This is a genomic window from Pedobacter miscanthi, assembly GCF_003315595.1.
GTDB classification, from domain to species: domain Bacteria; phylum Bacteroidota; class Bacteroidia; order Sphingobacteriales; family Sphingobacteriaceae; genus Pedobacter; species Pedobacter miscanthi.
On the sequence record NZ_QNQU01000004.1, the window covers coordinates 101528 to 120289 of the forward strand.

The following is an 18762-nucleotide window of genomic DNA, read 5'->3' on the forward strand; positions in this document are numbered from 1 at the left end:
AAGCTTAATGTTTTTTTTTAGCAAAAAAATTAAAACCATTATCAATGCTTTTAAAGCCTGGGATGGCTCCGGTGGTAAATTCTGCCCGGATTGGTGTTTCGTTAAATCCTTGATCTGGTTGATCCTGGGATAACTCGTTTTCGGTTCTGTTTTTATTAATTGATATCAGGTATGTAGTGCCTTCTATTTTATCCACGCGGATCCACGTCCACAACATTTTTGAAGCCGCACCCGTTGCATTGTTCTGTATAAAATAGCCGTAATAAAGGTCTCCCTGCCGGGGCGGCACCGTTAATTGCGCTTCCTGCTTTTGCTCTTTCTTCCGGTTAGAAATTGTTCTCACCGCTAAAATGCCAGCCGTTAAAAAAACAATCAGGGTAAAAGCAATAAAAACTTTTCCAAACGGGGTATAACGTAAACTTTTTGGGTCCCGTGCTACAGTGTTTTCACGCATTTGGGCATGGCTTTTCATTTCTTCAGTCCACTGCCGGCGGGGAATTTCCCGGTTGCTTCCGCCGTCAAAATAAACACTTCTAACTTTGTTAAACACGGTATAACCAAAGCCTGTAGACTGGTGCAACTGGTAAACCACCAATACGATATAATCGGACGAATACAGCCCGGGGTTGGAAAAATTGTTTAACTTTTCCTCAAAAATGGGTTGCTCTATTTTACGGTAAAAGATAATCATAACATGTTTTTACTGTTACTCACTGGTTGTTTTTGTGGAGAAAATACCGTGGTTCCATCAATGGCAAGCGTTTTAACATAAAAACTAAGCTGTGGAGAGGTGCTGCCATTGGTACTGTAAAAGCTTTCGGACGATGCGGCAACCTGGCCATCGGTAAAAGCCATTTTCCGAAGTTTTTTGATATCGTTAATCGTTGCCATTGTAATCTCGCCTGATGTATTTTTCAGCCCTCCGGCCATCCATTTCAATAAAAATGCATCAGGTGCCTGGCCAAGTTCCATAGTGATACTGCAGCTGCCGTTATTTATAATTTTGCCTTCATCTGGTGAGTAAAAAGGACTGTTTAATGAATAGCTGGCGCCATAAAGTTTATAATTGTGGCTTGTATTGGTACTTTTATCTGTTAACTTTAATTCGATTTCTGCCTGTGCTTCATCCTGTGCAACTGCACTAAACGCACATAACAATAACAATAAAGTTATTGCCCGGCTATACCATTTTGTTTTCATAGGAGATGTTTTTTGATGTTAAGTAGCGAAATTGAATTTTCCTTCGAATATTTTTCCAATCAGTGGAACGGGCTTTTCCAGTTCATTATTGGCTGCTATTATGCCGAGCAATAACAATACAAAAGGAATTAATAAAATAAGATAAAATACGGCGCCCAAGGACGGGATAATGGCCAGGATAACACCACTTGCAATACTGAGTAGGATAGAAGTAATGATCAGTCCGAGCGATTGACCAAGATGGTAGTTAACCAGTTTGCTTTTTTCTGCTGACTTTTTAAATTCGAGGTAAGAAATGATCCAACCGATAAATGTAATGTAGGCTACAATTGCCATTGTTTTCTGTTTCATAGGATTAAATTTTTGTTGATGAATTGATAACTCAAAATTACCGGGGCTTAAACCTTTAGCCAAGAAAACAAAGACTACACAGCAACTACCTGTTTAGCAAAAAGCGACTACAAGGAGTCTACAACAAGCGTTTAAATGGTTATATTTCAGTTATTTGTTGTAAATCTGCTTTTATAACCATGTTTCTTTTTTCTATTTTTGAATATGCAGCTACCACTGAAAACACTATTGATTACCACATTCTGTCTCCTTATCATGCTCAGGGTTGCAGAAGCTCAAAAAATATATCTCGATTCATTGGGCAGCCTGCTTCATCACAAAAGCCTTGCTAAAGAGGAGCGTATAAAAATTCTTTGCAAAATGGCGCGGGCCAATTTCGAAAAAAACCTTCCGCTTTCATTTAGACAAACGGATGAGGCACTAAAGCTTAGCACAGGATTAAAGGATGGAAAAAGCAAGGCTGTGATATTTGCAACACTTATTCACCTTTATGTTTGGAAAAAAGACCTGAAACACGCCTATCAAAGTCGTGATAGTGCCCTGTATTACAGCAGTAAAACCAAAGATCGTGTTGCTTTAGGTTTTGTGTGGTTCCGTAACGGATGGCTTGACCTGATTAATGATGAAAATGATAAAGCCACAACCAAACTCCTTAAAGCAATCGACTACTTTAAAGGTCAGGATGCTTATGAGTATGAAAGTATGGTATACCATTATCTGGCCAGTTTTTACGGTTACGGCAACAATCCTGCTAAACAGGAAAAATATGCTGCCTTATGTTATCAAACTGCTATTAAAAGTAAACAGGTAGATGTTTTGAATAACGCCTATTTTACCATCGGACAAACTTATTTTGATCGTTTTAAGCTGGATACCACCAAAAGGAATCTGTTAGATTCTGCGTTGTTAACCTATAAAAAAGCACTTATACTTTCTAAAAAACAGGAAGGGCGTTTACTGATTTACAGTAATACTGCTGCGGTTGCCCTCAATACCGCCAATACCTATTTTCAGTATTTTCCGGCAAGTTATCGCGATAGTGCAGAGAAATATGTAGATATTGCTATTGAAATTGCTACAAAAACCAATCTGCAGGAGGTTTTATTAAATAGTTATGGCTTAAAAAGTGAATATGCCCTGCGTGATGGAAATTACGATCAGGCAGAGAAAATATTATTGGCAGGTTTGGGCAAAATAGCCGATGGTGTAGTAAAAATGCCGCTTACACAGGCCAGGATATACCAGGGATTGTCGAATATCGCAGAGAAAAAAGGCGACAATAGAGCGGCACTTAATTATTTAAAACAGTATGTAGCCTTTTATAAAAAAGCCTTTGATGAAGAAAAAATAAACAACACCATCAGCATAGAGGCAGAATACCAATCTGAAAAGAAGGAACAGGAAATTGCCTATCTGCATCAACAGACCGCTTATACCAAAAAACTCAATATTTTTTATATTATTTCCGGACTTACGGGCATAGCAGCACTACTTTTTCTGTTAATTTCTTACAACTACAAACTTAAGGCCTCGGTACGTAAACAGGAATTGATTGACCAGCAAAAAGATGCTGCAGAATTAAAGGCGCAGTTAAAAGAAGCCGAAGCTTTGCAGTTGCAGGCCGAGCAGGCATTGCTTAAAGAGCGGCAGGATAGGTTAGAAAGGGAGGTTTTGGCAGGAAATTTACAGATCGAAGAAAAAAACGAGCTTTTAGAACTCCTGTCTGGCAAAGTGAACAATGAAAGTGACCTCTCGCTTGATGATCAGATTAAGAAAGTAATCAACCAGCAGAAAAAAATGGATAAGGATTTTGAAGAATACAAAGCTGATTTTTTTGATACTAATCCTGCTTTTTTCGAACGTTTACAGCAAAAAGCCAATTATACACTTACCCGTCTCGATTTAAAATACTGTTCGTACATGTTGATGGGATTATCAAATAAGGAAGTTTCTATCCGGTTAGGAATCGAACCCAAAAGTGTGCGCATGAGCCGTTACCGCCTCAAACAAAAGTTGGGCTTGGGTAAAGATGAAGACCTGAACCTCTTTTTACAAAATATAGGATAGGTGGAATCTTTGGTCTATAGTCCAAAGTCCTGTCTGTTTTATCCTGTAGTGTCAGATGCGGACATCCGAAATAAATTAAGATAAGGCGAAAAATGTCTGGCCAAAATCTACCTACTGTTTAGTGAAATATACATCTATCCGAAATTTTTAGGATGGGAGATGGAAGAAAATGTTTTAACCGGTTTATGCTCCCTGGGAGAGAGCTGGTAGAACAACACCCAATAAGTGATGGCCATAATCAATATACCTAAGAGCGCACTGACTATATCTTTCCTTTTCATACCAGCCTTTGTAACAAAAATAATGCCGACCTAAAGCTAAAATGAATAAAAAATTTATGTTTTCAACCAGATTATTGAAAATGATTGCTTTGTGTATTTTATAACAATTAAATTTTGTCCGCTTATTCTGTCAATTTTATTCATGAATCATAAACGATTAATAAAAAATAAATATTTATTGTTTTTCGATAAATATTATTATTTTTGTTTGGTATTATTAATCAAATTATAGAATTAAGAAAGCTGGTACACCGCAGATACTTAAAGTATTACACATCCTTTCGTGGATTATATTTGTTGGTTTATGCATCCAGGCAGGAGGCTTTATCGTAACAGCCATTTTTACCCTGCTGAAACCAACAGTTGTAGATCGTTTGTGGCAACAGGTAGATCTTGCTGCACTCTTTCAGTACGATCGCGGACATTTTTTTGTGGAGATACTGCTGCTCAGCATTGTTGCCGTTGTAAAAGCCTGGTTATTTTACCTGATTGTTAAACTTTTATACGATAAAAAATTAAGCATGGAGCAGCCATTTAATAACGGTGTAAGGAACTTTATTTTTAAAATAGCTTATGCCGCTTTTTTAATCGGATTGTTTTCTATGTGGGGATTAAATTATGCCGGGTGGTTGGTTAATAAAGGCGCACATATTGCTGATCTTAAGGCTTTGGGCGGCGGCGATACCTGGTTGTTTATCAGCGTTGCACTGTTTGTAATTGCACAGGTTTTTAAGAAAGGGATTGAAATGCAGACAGAAAATGAGTTAACCATATAATTTATGCCGATAATAGTGAATCTGGATGTGATGATGGCTAAACGTAAAATGTCATTAAATGAGCTTTCCGAAAAAGTGTGTTTAACCCTGGCCAATCTTTCCATACTCAAAACAGGAAAAGCAAAAGCCATGCGTTTTAGTACACTCGATGCGATATGCCGGGCACTCGATTGCCAGCCGGCAGATATTTTGGAATACAGGGAAAAAGTATAAATTAATAAATTTGATGCTGAAACTTAACTTAGATACCATCATCCTTTTTGTACAGGATGTAACGCTTTTAAAATCTTTTTACGTCGATATTTTAGAATTGGAGATTCTGGAAGAAACCCGATCAGAATGGCTGCTGTTAAAAGCGGGCAACTGTAATATCGCACTTCATAAAATTGGCGATCAGTATAAAAGTAAGGAACCTTTCAAATCCGACAGCAATACCAAGCTTGTTTTTGAAGTGGATGATATTAATGCGGTAAGAGATTACCTGCTCAGCGAAAAAACGCTGATCAATGAAATCAAAACCTTTCCTGATTATAACTATTGGCTTTGTGATGGCGAAGATCCCGAAGGCAACGTTTTTCAGTTGAAGCAAAGAAAATAAGGGATCGAAATGAAACTCCACAAGTCGTCATCTCGAGTGGAGTTACTTGTCCCGATTTTACATGGGTAGCATACCCGAGGACCACCTAAGTGTTCAGCGAAGCTAAATCTGTCTCGAGATAGATCTCTCCACTTCGTTTCGGTCGGGATGATGTACATTTTATTAAGTTGTTATCCTTGAGTTGAGTCGAAGAATCTCCATTCCGTTATATTCCATCTGACCGCTATCGTATCGTAAAGATCAGCTACGAAAAAACAGCATCTCCTTCCTTCCAATTTAACGGCAATATCACTTATAAAATAGGGTGATTATACGGTGTTTTAATACATAAAAATGTAGTTATTTAGGATAGTATATGTCTATCTCTTGTAGGACATAATTATCCATCTACAAACATAAATTGCTCGAAAATGATAACACTAAAACTGGAAGAAAGATTAGATGAAGTATGGAAACATTGTCAGCGCGGATTGGTTTACCCTTCACCATTCGCTATTTTTACCACCCTCTGGACCAAAACACGCGTAAACCGCTCGCAACTGGCCGATCTGATGGCTTCCCTAAGGAAAGAAATCAATACCCATCCCGAACTTAAAGACCGCAATACCTCTGCAATACTCGGTATTTCCTTTAAAAACTGGGCTGCCATTTGCAATAACGATAAATTGCCTTTACCCAAAGGCATGCGCCTTAATTTTCCAACAGAGGCTGATCCCTACACTTCTGATGTTTTTGATGCCTCAAAAGGTGTATTTGATGATACCGAAGGCGACCTTTGGTTCCACATTAAAAGTGATAGCAAAAATGCCTGCGAACTGGTGTTAGATCTGATTTTAAATTCGTTAAAAGAAGTAACCAAGCATTATTTCGCACAGGATGCCGCTTCAAAATCAAACAGTAAAGATGGCAACAAAGGTAAAGTGCTGGGCTGCCGTTTCTCCGAAAACCTCAATAATCCTTCCGATCCGATTACCATTGCCAAACATACCCTCATCGGGGGAGAAGATATGGACCATTTCGGCGGTTCATTTGTACTGGCGCAACGTTTTGTAATCAACTGGAACCAGATCAATATGATGACCGAAGATCAGATTGAAGACCTGATTGGACGTAAAACCGACGATACCATTATTCCCGACCGCGATTCGCGAAGCCACATTAAATCGGCCAGGTTGCAGGATGAACATGGTAATACTACACCGATATTGCGTTTAGGTTTGCCATTTGGCCGTGCTAAACAGTCATCTATTGGTTTCAGAGCACCAAAATCGGTTACGGTTTCTGATGAAGAAGGTATTTATTTCGCCGGTTTCGCCAAAGAAGCTTCTATTCTCGAAAACATCATGAGCAACCAGATCGGTGGCGATAAAGGTTTTATGAACGATCGCTTATTCAACCACTTAAAATCAGATCTGGGTGGTTTTTTCTATATTCCGAGCATCGAAGATTTGCAACTCGATCAACATGCCGCCTACACCAACAATTTCGCTTATGTAGATAATGGCGATTGGTCGAGGTTCCCGGGGGTAGATTGGTCTCGTTTAGATCGTCATTATCAGGATGCTTCCGAAAACGGACTGATGTATTACAACCATCAGAATTACCTTTTTACCATGGCTACCGGGATTAACAGGCACAATCAATATTTTAAAGTGCCCAGCAACCGGATCCTCAGTTTAATGGAAAATATTTTTTCTTTATGGCAGGATAACTGGTATTTCAACCGTAAACAGGAAGAAATTAAAGAAGATCTTCAGTACTATATCAATGCATATAAAGGTAACGATAAGCCTGCCGATATCATGAAAGAATCGATTATGGTAAGAAAAGGCTGGGCTGTTCGTATGAGCTTACAGTTATTCAGTTCGCCTGAATATGGTTTCCGCGGGCGTAAAATCCGTTTTCCGGATGGGAGCTTACATGCCTATTCGGCCTTTATCGAATCAAAGGGCGAATGTGTTTACGGATCGGATACCTACCGGATTTCGCCGGAAGAAATTATAGTAGGTGCCATGCCAAACCTGTCGCTGGGCGAAGGACGATATGTAATGAAATACCTTTCAGAAACCGAACGTATGGACGGCTTTTTAAATAACCTGAGTGAGGCTTCCGGCGTTGGCCACGTCATTCCGCATTACGAAAAAGCCATACAAAAAGGTTTGAAACAGATGAAGGAAGAGGTATTGGCCTACGAACAAAAAGCTACGACCAAAGAACTTCAGGATTTTTACCGTTCTTCTTACCTATCGCTACAGGGCATTACCGAATATATCCTCAACTACGAAAAATTAGCAAGGGAAACCGCCGCTAAAATGGCCGAAGGGCAGGCCTGGGAGAAAGCCAACCTGCTTGCCATTGCTGAGCGTATGAAAAAACTAGCTACCGATAAGCCCGAAACTTTTGTAGAAGCGGTACAGTTTATTTTCACTTTACACTCGTGCCTGCACTTAAACGGCGAACCTACTGCCATTGGCCGTATGGATCAGCTATTGGAACCTTTCTACAAAAAAGGCGATGTTACGGAAGATGAAGCACAGGAAATTATCGATGCTTTTTACATCAAACTGGATGAAAAAGTACAGCAGAACAGGATTTTTATGGAAGATCACCAGCCTTTTGGTAACCTGGCCATGGGTGGGGCTTCTGGTCCATATCCACAGGGTGCTTCATTAGGTCAATGGATCCAGCAGATTACCGTGGGCGGAACCGTGGCCGATGGAACAGAAGATTTTGCGAATTCAAAACCAGCTTATAACCACGTGACCAAGCTTTTTATCCGTGCTTCGGGCAGGTTACCTTTAAATGCGCCCTGTTTATCGTTGCGTACCCGTAAAGATATCCCCAAAGATATTCTGGAAGAAGCAGCACACGCTATCCTTTCGGGCGGTGCACACCCGATATTGCTGAACGATGAAAAAATTATTGAAGGCTTGTACCGCAGTGGCGATGATGTAGGTGGAAGCCTGGCCCACGATCATAAAAAATGGAATTCGGCCGTTAGTATGAAATCGGCACAGAATTATGCCTGTGATGGCTGTTACGAGCCTCAGTTCCCGGGTGAAAACTGGTTCTCGCTGGGAGGTTTTTCTACTTTGCAGCCTTTAGAATGTGCTTTAAACCAGGGTCGTACTTATTCGTCGGCAGGGCAATCGTACCTTTTCGGACAAAATGTTTCGCTCAATTCGAAACCGGCCGATCAGATCAAAAGTTTCGATGAACTGGTTAAGATTTATTTCCAGCATTTCGAACTGTTAAACCGTAAAGCTTTTAACGGCCAGCTGATGGGCTTTGGCGCCAATACAAAATTCTGCCCTTCGCCGATATTAAATGTGTTAATGGACGACTGTTTAGGCAGAGGGCTCGATTTTTACAGCGGTGGTACCAAATACAATATCTACGGGCCATGTTATATTTCTCTAAGTTCGGCAATCAACTCGTTATATGCCATTAAAACCATGGTGTTTGATGATAAAAATGCGGTAACCACCTTGCCCGAACTGTTGGAATGTTTATGCTGCGATTGGGGTTACAAAATGACAGAACCATTTATCAGCACTTTAGCAGGCGAATCGCGTATCATCAGCCGTTCAGATCGTTTTAAACGTTTAAGGGATATTGCGCTGAGTTTACCTCGATATGGCCGCGGTCACCACGAAATTGATACTTTTGGTAATACCATTGTAGAAGGTATTGCAAGAATTTCGGTAGAAACCTTTACCAAACCGCTGCCTCAAATGTATAGCGCTTTGCAAAACCTGGCTGCACGTTACGGTACTGAAGAACATCCTTTCGGGATCCAGATTCAGCCAGGTGTAGGTACTTTCGAAAACCATGTAGAAATGGGTGCCTGGAATGGTGCCAGTGCCGATGGACGTAGATTGGGTACGGCAGTAGCTTCAGATCTGAGTTCGGCACCAAGCCCGATGGATTTACCTATCGATCACCAATACGCAGGTTTCGAAACTTCACTTGCCGGTTTCGAAGGTAAAGGTACAGATATGATGACCGATGGCGCGCCAACCGATTATAATATTGACGAGAATTACCCTGCTTATAAAATTGTAGCGGTAATGCAGCAATTTGCCGAAGGTCGTTCATCCAATATCTTAACCATTACCGTAGCCAGTCCGGATACTTATGGCCAGGCCATAAGTTCGCCAGAGCAGTTCGATCTGTTGCGTGTACGTACAGGTGGTTGGTCTAACTTCTTTACCTCAGTGTTTCCGCTTACGCAGGATCAGCACCGCAGAAGACCTGTTTCTACACCAGCTGTTGTTGCACCAGCAGTGGCTGAAAAGAGAGAGGGTGATATTAGTAAATGCCCGTTCCATCAGCAAATGGCTGTAAATAATGGATAAAATTAAACCGCCTGTAGGAAACTACGGGCGGTTTTTTTGTTTATAGATTTCTGTTATTTTTAGTGTTAGTCGGGATTTGTAATCCCGTCTGTTGAGCTAAGGATTTTTAATCCTTAATAATAGATTTTGCCTCGCAGGTCCTTCGACTATGCTCAGGATTGACAACTTGGATTGAAAAAAATAATATTAACCTATTAACTGTTCGTATTAAAACTGTTCATTGTATGTACTTAAACCCCCGTTTTTAAGATTTATTGAAAAGTCTATTTGTTTAAATGTGGCAGAATAATTAGCTTTCGGTATGATCGCTACTTTTTACTCTCATTATGTTGGTTTCGATAAAATTATTGATACCCTACACGAACTTTATCCTAAAGCACTATTAACCACACGTAAGGATAAAGAAAGTCATTATGCCGAACTTATCATTAAAGGAGGTTTATTCAGTACCGACAAAAAAATAAACATTTCATACCGGCAAAAGGAAAAACCTTCCTATGTGTTTTCTGAAGAAGACAGTAGCCCGCTGGCTGTTAATATAAATGGACTTTATAACTACGTATCGTCGTTACCCACCACTAAACCTGAGGTGAAGAACCTGTTGCTCCGTAAAATAGAGACGATTAATTGCGAATTTTCAATATGGCAGGAGGAAGGTGATACCAAAAAACTTAAACCATTGATTGAGCGCCTGGCATTGGCTTTTGATGCCATCATTTTTGCCCAACCGGATACCCCAATCAGCAGGTCGGATAACCAGCATTTTCTTGATAAATATTTAAACCTGATTTTGGATACCGATGGCCGTTGTGAGGTCGAAAAACTGGATGTTCAGATTGAAAGCAAATATTATGATGCCGATCAAAGTAAGATATCCGCTGAACAGCTCGAACGGAAAGCCGCAAACGAAGCTTTCCTCATCAATAAAAAAATAAAAATCAACAGTCATTTGCCATGCATTGAATCAGAAGCCGAAACCACCATCAGAACACCCCGCGAAATTGCTACCCGCGTTTGTGTACTGGCCGTGATCAATTTTGTGGCCTTTGAAGTTATTTCGGCAGAAAATGCCATCGATTATCTGAAAGAATATCAACTTTGGGATGATACCACCCCCAATGAAAAAAACTTTCTACTAAATCCCACGGTCGAAAAGCGGATTGCTGAAACATGGAAAAGTGAATGCATTTGGACGCTATTTTGGGCATTGGGTAAGGTAGATGAACTTGGTTTTCCGGAGGAGCTTTGCAACCTTAACGATATTCCCCCTAGCGAATATCCTGTTGGTGGCGATAAAGATCCCAACATTTTTATCAATGCGGCCAATAACAGCAAAACTGTAAAAGAACTCCTTGATATTAATGATTTATATTACCGTTTGGATTGGGCCTGTGTAGATGCGCGGTTGAATGGGCATGCGATGGAAACGGTTCAGCCTGGTGTGGTTTACGAGCGGCATTATGCGTTGAACTGGCTTATCCGCTATGCAGATGCAGAATGGGATGAGGTAACCTGCGATACATAAGCCATTGCTCTAAGTATACCAATATTAACAACCCAAATTGCTGATTCAGTTACCCCCGGCCCTGAAAAATAAAAAGTAAAAAACCATGATTAAGGCTTTCCTTACGTCCGTGCTCGTGCTATATCTGTTAACACCTGCACCTACAAAAAGGATCACTGTGCTTAACCACATTAAGGCGATGAAACTTCATCCGGCTTATTACACCAAAGATGAAGACAGCATTTTGCACAATCGATTTCACCAGAAGTGAAAGAGGAATCACTGATAATTTTAAAAACGCATAGAACAGAAAAGGAGAAAAATTATATCAAGGCAGATTATCCAAAAAGTACTTTAAATTTTATTGATCAAACCATTAAATTATTAGAAAGCGTTTAAATAGGTTCAACAACATCAATAACACACCTTAGCCGTTCTGCTACCGTGGTATCTCCCTCAATTTTTATAACCGGGCAATTTACACCTTCCAGCCAGCTTTCGTGGATGCCGATATTCCGGCCCGTAAAAGAACGGTCGTCGTATTTTGACGCCCAATCTATAAACTCCAGAAATAGTTTGTGGCGCTGCGGATCATCGTAAATATCATTTCCATAACGTTCTATTTCTCTTTGCACTAAACGTTCCATCCTGATCTCTTTCGGCAGGTAAAGGAAAACAGCAAGGTCGAACATTTGTTTCCATTCTTCACCCCAGCTAACCAGCGAGCCACCAACAATATAATTTTCTAGTCGATTCAATTCATCCTTAAGCAACTGGTTCCGCAATTTGGGCTCTCGCTTTACCGTATATGGAACTACAGCTTTTTCCCAGAAATAGGTATCGGTATCAAAATAAGGGATGTTTAACCTGGTAGATAGCGTTTTTCCCAGAGTGGTAGAGCCTGCACAGGATGCACCAAGGATATGGATTTTCATGGCACAAAGATATTGCAAATTATTTTTTAAACTTCAAAACGCCTTTTGGTGTAGGAGCTTACCGGCATTATCCTAAGGAGTATAACTTGCCCGTATACAAATAAAAAATGCCACCCAAAGGGTAGCATTTTGTTATGCGGAGAGCGAGGGATTCGAACCCCCGGACCTGTTACAGTCAACAGTTTTCAAGACTGCCGCATTCGACCACTCTGCCAGCTCTCCGCTGCAAAAGTAGGAATTTGGAACAAATCTGCAAACCTTTTCCTATCAAATATTTTAATTAATATTTTAAGCCTTGCTAATCATTTAGTTATGATGGATAAAAAAATGAAAAAACATGAATATACAGCCAATTTAGGCCGTTAGTAATCGAAATTTGTTTCTGTAATACTAACTAAATTGCCTCCTTTGGGAGAATTTTTTGCCGTTCAACTGATAAATATCCATTTCCTTCGATCGCGAAACAGATTAATCCGGCCAGTACCGAAATTGAAAACCAGAATTCGGAGTAGGGTTTAAAAATGCCTCCTGAAATATTGATGAAGAATACGGCACCAATCAGTATCGGTAAATTAATAAGGCAAAACGTACGCGTGTAAGTGCCCAGCGTAATGGCTAAACCACCAACAATATGTAAAACGATAATGAAGTGCGCGAGCAAACTGATGCTGATTGCCGTACCTAAGAAAGCCCCCCTCATTAAATTGCTGAAAGCTTGCATATTGACATAAAAATCAATGCCTTTCCACATTAAAACAAGGCCTAATAAGATTCTGAAAAAGTCAAGCCATTTTGGGTGGTGGTGATCGCCCCAGTTTTCGATTTTCTTAAGCATGTTCATAACTTTTATATTTTGGTTAATACAATTTACGAATAAAATAGGATAATCACAATGGGTAGATAATTGTTTGATTTTGAGAGAGAAAATGTTTATTTCCAGCGATCGTCATCTCGACTAAAACGAGGTGGAATGGAGATCTATTTCGAGATAGACAATTTGCCCTCTGCTTATAATGATGTTTATTTAAAAGGTTGAATATCCGTGTTTTTTACCATATGAGACATTTAAGGAGCATATAAGCTCAAATGGCCTCATACTTCTTACAGAGCGAAAACATATGCATTGAAGGTATCCACAAATAATGTCTGTTTAGTGGCTTAGGTGTTCTCAGGTGGTGAATTAAACGCCGTAGTTATTTTCATGACCACATTAAACACCTGAACTCACCTGAGTTGACAAGGTTTGCAATATTTAATCCTAATATTAACGGAGAGACCTATCTCTAGTTAGATTTCTCCATTTCGCGTTGCTTCAGTCGAAATGACGGTGATTTTAGGGGTTAACCTTTCTTCTTCTCGGCCATTTTACTGTTCACATAGTCAGTGGGCGACATGCCAAACTGTTTTGCGAAATTGCGCCCGAAATGTGATTGAGAACTGTAACCCACCATTTCCGAAATTTCATAAATCTTTAGCATTCCTTCGTTTAAAAATTCTGCCGCTTTCTTTAACCTTGCCAGATTGATCAGCTCGTTCGGGCTCAGGTTCGAGATCGATTTAATTTTCCGGTAAAGGGTTGGGCGGCTCATGTTCATCTTTTCTGCCAGATGCTCCACATCCAGATCGGGGTTGCTGATGTTTTTATTGATCGTATCCTGCAGTTTCTCTAAAAATACCTCATCTGCTTTCGAATAGGCTATGGTTTTGATGTGAAGCAGGGGAGAACTGGAGAAATATTCTTTGATTTTATTCCTGTTTTTTATCAGGCTCGAAATCTGTACCTGTAAAAACTCGGGCGAAAAAGGTTTTTCCACGTAAGCATCGGCGCCCAGTTCCAGGCCTTCTATTTTCGATTGCAGCGAATTTTTAGCAGTAAGCAAAATTACCGGGATATGGCTAAACTCCAGCGTGGATTTTACTTTGGCGCAAAATTCGAAGCCATCCATTTCGGGCATCATTACGTCGCTGATAATGAGCTGAACGATTTCACGCTGTAAGATTTCCAATGCCTCTAAGCCATTTCTGGCTTGTAACACCTGGTATTTCTCTTCAAGGTCGTCTGATATAAAATCGAGGATATCCTCATTATCATCCACCAGTAACACCACATTTTTTTCAATCTCTTCGTGGTCTTTCGCCTTAAGTGTTCCTACAATTTCTTCCATTTTCCGTTCAGGTTAAATTCTATAAGTTGATGGATAGGCAGCTCCAGTACAAATATATTAAAATGCTGTTCATTAAAGTCAAGATATAGTTCGCCACTATGCAGCTGCGCCAGCGATTTGGAGATAGAAAGTCCGATCCCAGTACCTGCTGTGATCTGCGTTTCCTTTGCCCTGAAAAAAGGCTCAAAAATCTTTTCCTTAATTTCTACAGGGATTATATTGCCATCGCTTTTAACACATACCTTAAATTTATCCTGCTCAACTGATTTAGACAGGTCGATTTCAACGGTCGTTTTGCCATACTTAATGGCATTATCCACCAAATTACTAATGATTTTATAAAAAGCTTCTACATCGATATAAGCCTGAAATGCTTTTTCGGGCAGGTTGATCGAATAACTGATGTTGCGCTGTTCGGCTGCGGGCTGAAACTGAACGAAAACATCTTTAAGGACCTCACTGATGCTGGCCTTTACAAAGTTCAGGGAGAAATCGCTGGTTTCTGTTTTCCTGAAATCGAGCAACTGATTGGTCAGTTTAAGCAAACGATCGGTGTTGCGCCCCATAATGCGGAGGTTTTTCTCGATGGCTGGTACTGCATCAGCCTGTTTTATCAGTTTTTCCATTGGCCCTATAATCAGTGTGAGCGGTGTCCTGATCTCGTGCGCCACATTGGTAAAAAATTCGATCTTCGCCTGATAAACTTCCTTTTGTTTTTCGTGCTCGAAAACTTCCATGCGCCTGCTGTTTTTCAGGGCAATTTTCCGGTGGTAACGCCGCACCAGGAATAAAATAATAGCCCCGGCTGCCATAATATAAATAAAATAAGCCAGCGGGCTCAAGTAAAATGGTGGAAGGATTTTGATCAGCAATTTTACGTTTTTGTTGCTCCAGTTGTTGCTACCCTCAACCATGGCCTTTACTTCGAACACATAAGTGCCCGGAGCAAGTTTGGTGAAATATACTTTCCGGTTGGTTTTTAAATATTCCCAATCTTTATAAAGTCCGGTCATTTTGTAAGCGTACTCCGTCATTTCGGGCGATCGGTAACTTAAAGCGGCAAAATCGATGCTGAAAGACGATTGGTTGTGGTTAAGTTCGATGGTATCGGCATAAACGATCGATTTATTGGAGATAGAATCAGTGCTGTTTATTCCCGCACTGTTGATCTGAAATCCTGTTAAAAAAACAGGCGTTGCATAAGTGGTGGGTTTAAGATTGCTGGGATCGAAACTAATCAATCCTTTTACGCTTCCGAAATAAATCCTCCCGTCTTTATCCTGATAGGCTGAATTATAATTGAACTGATCGGTAAGCAATCCGTTTGCCTTGGTATAAGTTTTACTCAATCCGGTGGCAGGATCGAAGTGGATCAAACCGCGGGTACTGCTGATCCAGAATTTATTGGAGCTATCTTCTTCCACGCGGAAAAGGTAATTGCTCGGGAAACCATTTCTTACACCGTAACGCTTAAACTGAGCTGTTTTTTTATCGAAACGGCACAAACCACCTCCATCTGTAGTAATCCAGATGTTTTGTTTACTGTCTTCAAATATGCTGTTGATGGTATTATGGCTTAGGCTTTTTGCATCATTTGCCTTATTGCGGTAATTGATAAAACCGGGTTTTGATAAATTGAATTTAAAAACACCATCGTTAAAAGTTCCGGCCCATATATTGCCTTCATTATCCTCGATTACCGAATCGTAAAACAGAAAGGGGAGGTTTGCAATGGGTTCAAAATCATCGCGTTTGCGGTTGTAGCGGTAAATGCCATTAATGGTGCCCACCACAATTTCCCCTGCTTTCGTTTTACAAAAGGTAACAATAAAGTTGGTGCGTAAAGCATTGCCAACGCCGGCTTGATAGTGTTTAATCACTTTTTCGGTTTTCAGGCTGATGAGGTCGAGGCCGTGCTCGAATGTGCCCACCCAAAGTTTATCGCCATCTACTAGCAATCCGTGGATGTTAGAATAAGCGATGCTTCCGGGTTTTCCATCGGGTAAAAAGTGTTTAAATATGCCGGTTTTGGTGTCGAGTTTGTTCAGCCCTGCATCTTCCGTACCGATCCAGAAATTGCCGGCCTGGTCTTTCGTAATTTCCCTTACATCGCTTCCGCTGATGGAATTGCTGCCTTTTTGAGGGAAATATTTAGTAAACAGCGAAGTGTGACTCGAATAATAATTAAGGCCGCCAAAGTAGGTGCCCGTCCAAACGCCGCCCTCGCGGTCCTGGCAGATGGTATAAACCGCGTTATCACTTAACGAGTAGTCGTTATTGTACTGTTTCTGGATGTGCGTAATCTTTTCCGTTTCATCGTTATAAATATAAATGCCTGATTCGGTGGCGATCCAAAACTCGTGCAGACCTGTTTTTTTAATATCCCTCACGAAAATAGGTGTCTGGTCGTCATTTAGCCTTAAAATATTTTTGGATTGTAAAGTAACAGGATTAAAAAGTTTAACCCCCTGGTTGGTAGTGCCGATCAGCAGTTGCCCGTTTTCCGTTTCTGCAATCCGCGATACCCAGCCATATTCGGGCTTTTTGTTTTTGCCATTTACATTAAAGCTTTCAAAATTATGTTGTTTAGGATTGTATTTTTCCACCGTTCCCCGTCCGGTACTGATCCAGATGCTGCCGTTTTTTAAAACCGTAACCAAAGAGGCATCAAAAGGAGCATTAATAGTAAAAAGCGTTATTTTTTTACTCTTTTTTTGATAAAGGTATATTTTAAAGGAAGATAAAATCCAGAGGTTTCCGTCCTGGTCGCTACCCAGGTCGATAATACGCATACCTTTGGTTTCTTTAATGGCCGAAAAACTTTCTTTAGCCGGATTGTAGAGAAAAACCCCATCGTTGGTGCCAATCCAGAGGTTTTGATCATCATCATAATGTAACGCATAAATCAGATCATTGCCTAAGCTGCCGGCCTTATCGGGATCATGCCGATAGGTTTTAAATGAGTAGCCATCAAAGCGGTTTAGCCCATCTTTGGTACCAAACCACATAAAACCGTTGCCATCCTGCACGCTGCAGAATGCCGTATTGTTAGAAAGTCCGTTTTCTACCTGGTAATGCCTGAAATAATAAGGCTGCGCCCAAAGCAGATTGGCCGAAAATAAGATGCATAAAAGGATAAAGAGTTTTTTCAATATATTTTGGTCAGCAGCTTCAAATATATTAAAGAAATATTTGGCTTTCGGTCAAAATAAAATTTGAGCAGATAAGTAGAAAGATTGAGACGGATCGGTTTTGTGCTGCGGTGCAAATGCTGTTATTTGGCCATTCTAACCAAATGGGCCTGACCGTGAAAAAAATTAAAATTTCTGTTTTAGCTATCCTGCTGTTTTTGTCGCTGGCCGTAACGTCGCAAGAGTTACATAAGGCACCCTCACCATTATACCGCGATCCGATATACGATGGTGCGGCAGATCCGGTTTTGGTATATAACCATGCCGAAAAAAGCTGGTGGATGCTTTATACCCAGCGTAGGGCAAATGCGCAGACCAACGATGTAGCTTACTGTTATGGAACCAATATCGGTGTAGCAACCTCAACGGATAACGGACAAACCTTTGTATATAAGGGAGCGCTGAAACTTGATTTTGAACCCGGTGTAAATACTTTTTGGGCACCAGATGTAATTTACGAGAAAGGTATTTACCACATGTATCTTGCCTACATACAGGGGGTACGCAACCATTGGGGCGGAACGGCAAAAATTGCGCATTATACAAGCAAAAACCTTTGGGACTGGAAATATAAAGGCTTTATTTCACTCAATTCGGACCATGTAATTGATCCGACGTTGTTAAAAATGCCTGACGGGAAATGGCATATATGGTATAAAGACAGTTCGAAGGGAAGCATCACCATGACAGCCGAAAGCAAAGACTTGAAGCATTGGACGGCTGAGGCCGAACCTGCCATTGGTGGCGCACCGCATGAAGGTGCAAAAGCTTTTTTCTTTAACAACTGGTATTGGATGATTACCGACGAATGGCACGGGCAAAGGGTTTACCGATCGAAAGATGGCAAAGGCTGGGAAAAACAAGGCATGGTACTGGATGTACCCGGGCACAGGCCCGAAGACACGCCAACCGGGGCACATGCCGATGTACAGGTAATTAATGGGAGGGCTTATATTTTTTATTTTACCCATCCTGGCCGTAAAACACACTTTGAAGGTACGCTGGATCAGGACTATGCCTTTTCTTATGCGAATAAACGTACCTCTATCCATGTGGCCGAACTCGAATTTAAAGATGGTACACTGGTTTGCGACCGCAATAAACCTTTTGATTTTTATTTGGGGCAGCCTTGATGCTGTTTGTCTAATTCCCCTCTTTTAGAGGGGTGTCCGTAGGACGGGGTGTTTTATTCAGTTTTACCCTTTATTATAAAAATATTCCATTTTACTTTGATTTGTTGCCACCCATGGTGGGAAGCTTTCAAAGTAACTTTGATTTGTTGCCACCCATGGTGGGAAGCTTTCAAAGTAACTTTGATTTGGTGCTGCGCACTGCA

14 protein-coding genes and 1 tRNA gene are annotated in these 18762 nt (G+C 40.6%); 7 read left to right on the forward strand and 8 right to left on the reverse strand.

Annotation, left to right across the window (positions count from 1 at the left end; genetic code table 11):
• Positions 1-4: 4 nt before the first annotated feature.
• Genes DRW42_RS05800 through DRW42_RS05810 form a run of 3 tightly spaced genes read right to left on the reverse strand, consistent with a single transcriptional unit; the run spans position 5 to position 1551 of the window.
• On the reverse strand, positions 5-691 hold the full coding sequence (locus tag DRW42_RS05800) for a hypothetical protein (protein ID WP_113947889.1): 687 nt from the start codon (positions 689-691) through the stop codon (positions 5-7).
• Complete coding sequence (gene tssD / locus DRW42_RS05805) at positions 688-1200, reverse strand: type VI secretion system tube protein TssD (RefSeq protein WP_113947890.1); 513 nt, start codon at positions 1198-1200, stop codon at positions 688-690. Before tssD ends, DRW42_RS05800 begins: the two co-directional genes overlap by 4 nt.
• An 18-nt stretch (positions 1201-1218) precedes the next feature.
• The gene (locus tag DRW42_RS05810) at positions 1219-1551 is read right to left on the reverse strand and encodes a magnetosome magnetite crystal formation protein family (RefSeq protein WP_113948068.1); all 333 of its coding nucleotides are present in this window, start codon (positions 1549-1551) and stop codon (positions 1219-1221) included.
• Positions 1552-1806: 255 nt separating this feature from the next.
• Between DRW42_RS05810 and DRW42_RS05815 the strand changes: the two genes are divergently transcribed.
• From DRW42_RS05815 to DRW42_RS05840, 6 genes are all read left to right on the forward strand, one after another.
• Positions 1807-3618 (forward strand): helix-turn-helix transcriptional regulator, encoded by a 1812-nt coding sequence (locus DRW42_RS05815; RefSeq protein ID WP_113948069.1) that lies wholly within the window; start codon positions 1807-1809, stop codon positions 3616-3618.
• A gap of 655 nt (positions 3619-4273) precedes the next feature.
• Positions 4274-4675 carry a DUF2975 domain-containing protein gene (locus DRW42_RS05820; protein WP_208643510.1) on the forward strand — a complete coding sequence of 134 codons (402 nt, stop codon included), beginning with the start codon at positions 4274-4276 and terminating at the stop codon, positions 4673-4675.
• Positions 4676-4678: 3 nt separating this feature from the next.
• Entirely contained in the window at positions 4679-4888 is a 210-nt protein-coding gene (locus DRW42_RS05825) for a helix-turn-helix domain-containing protein (protein ID WP_113947892.1), read from the forward strand.
• Positions 4889-4901: 13 nt separating this feature from the next.
• Positions 4902-5273, forward strand: a complete 372-nt coding sequence (locus DRW42_RS05830) for a VOC family protein (protein ID WP_113947893.1) — start codon at positions 4902-4904, stop codon at positions 5271-5273.
• A 410-nt stretch (positions 5274-5683) separates the two neighbouring features.
• A complete protein-coding gene (locus tag DRW42_RS05835; protein ID WP_113947894.1) occupies positions 5684-9631 on the forward strand; it encodes a Dyp-type peroxidase in 3948 nt (1315 codons plus the stop codon).
• Between the two features lie 301 nt (positions 9632-9932).
• Positions 9933-11156: a DUF4272 domain-containing protein gene (locus tag DRW42_RS05840; RefSeq protein ID WP_113947895.1), complete on the forward strand. Its 1224-nt coding sequence runs from the start codon at positions 9933-9935 to the stop codon at positions 11154-11156.
• 374 nt (positions 11157-11530) lie between these two features.
• On the opposite strand, the gene DRW42_RS05845 is transcribed toward DRW42_RS05840, so the two are convergent.
• The 5 genes from DRW42_RS05845 to DRW42_RS05865 form a co-directional block, all read right to left on the reverse strand.
• Positions 11531-12070, reverse strand: a complete 540-nt coding sequence (locus DRW42_RS05845; RefSeq protein WP_113947896.1) for an AAA family ATPase — start codon at positions 12068-12070, stop codon at positions 11531-11533.
• A gap of 137 nt (positions 12071-12207) precedes the next feature.
• Positions 12208-12292: transfer RNA gene (locus DRW42_RS05850), tRNA-Ser, on the reverse strand.
• 172 nt (positions 12293-12464) lie between these two features.
• Positions 12465-12905, reverse strand: coding sequence for a DoxX family protein (locus tag DRW42_RS05855; RefSeq protein WP_244215203.1), 441 nt, complete (start codon positions 12903-12905; stop codon positions 12465-12467).
• A 505-nt stretch (positions 12906-13410) separates the two neighbouring features.
• Entirely contained in the window at positions 13411-14235 is an 825-nt protein-coding gene (locus DRW42_RS05860) for a response regulator transcription factor (protein WP_113947898.1), read from the reverse strand.
• Positions 14220-17387, reverse strand: coding sequence for a ligand-binding sensor domain-containing protein (locus tag DRW42_RS05865; protein ID WP_113947899.1), 3168 nt, complete (start codon positions 17385-17387; stop codon positions 14220-14222). Before DRW42_RS05865 ends, DRW42_RS05860 begins: the two co-directional genes overlap by 16 nt.
• A 155-nt stretch (positions 17388-17542) precedes the next feature.
• Here DRW42_RS05865 and DRW42_RS05870 point away from each other — a divergent pair, with 155 nt between their 5' ends.
• Positions 17543-18559: an exo-alpha-sialidase gene (locus DRW42_RS05870; RefSeq protein WP_244215204.1), complete on the forward strand. Its 1017-nt coding sequence runs from the start codon at positions 17543-17545 to the stop codon at positions 18557-18559.
• Positions 18560-18762: the final 203 nt, after the last annotated feature.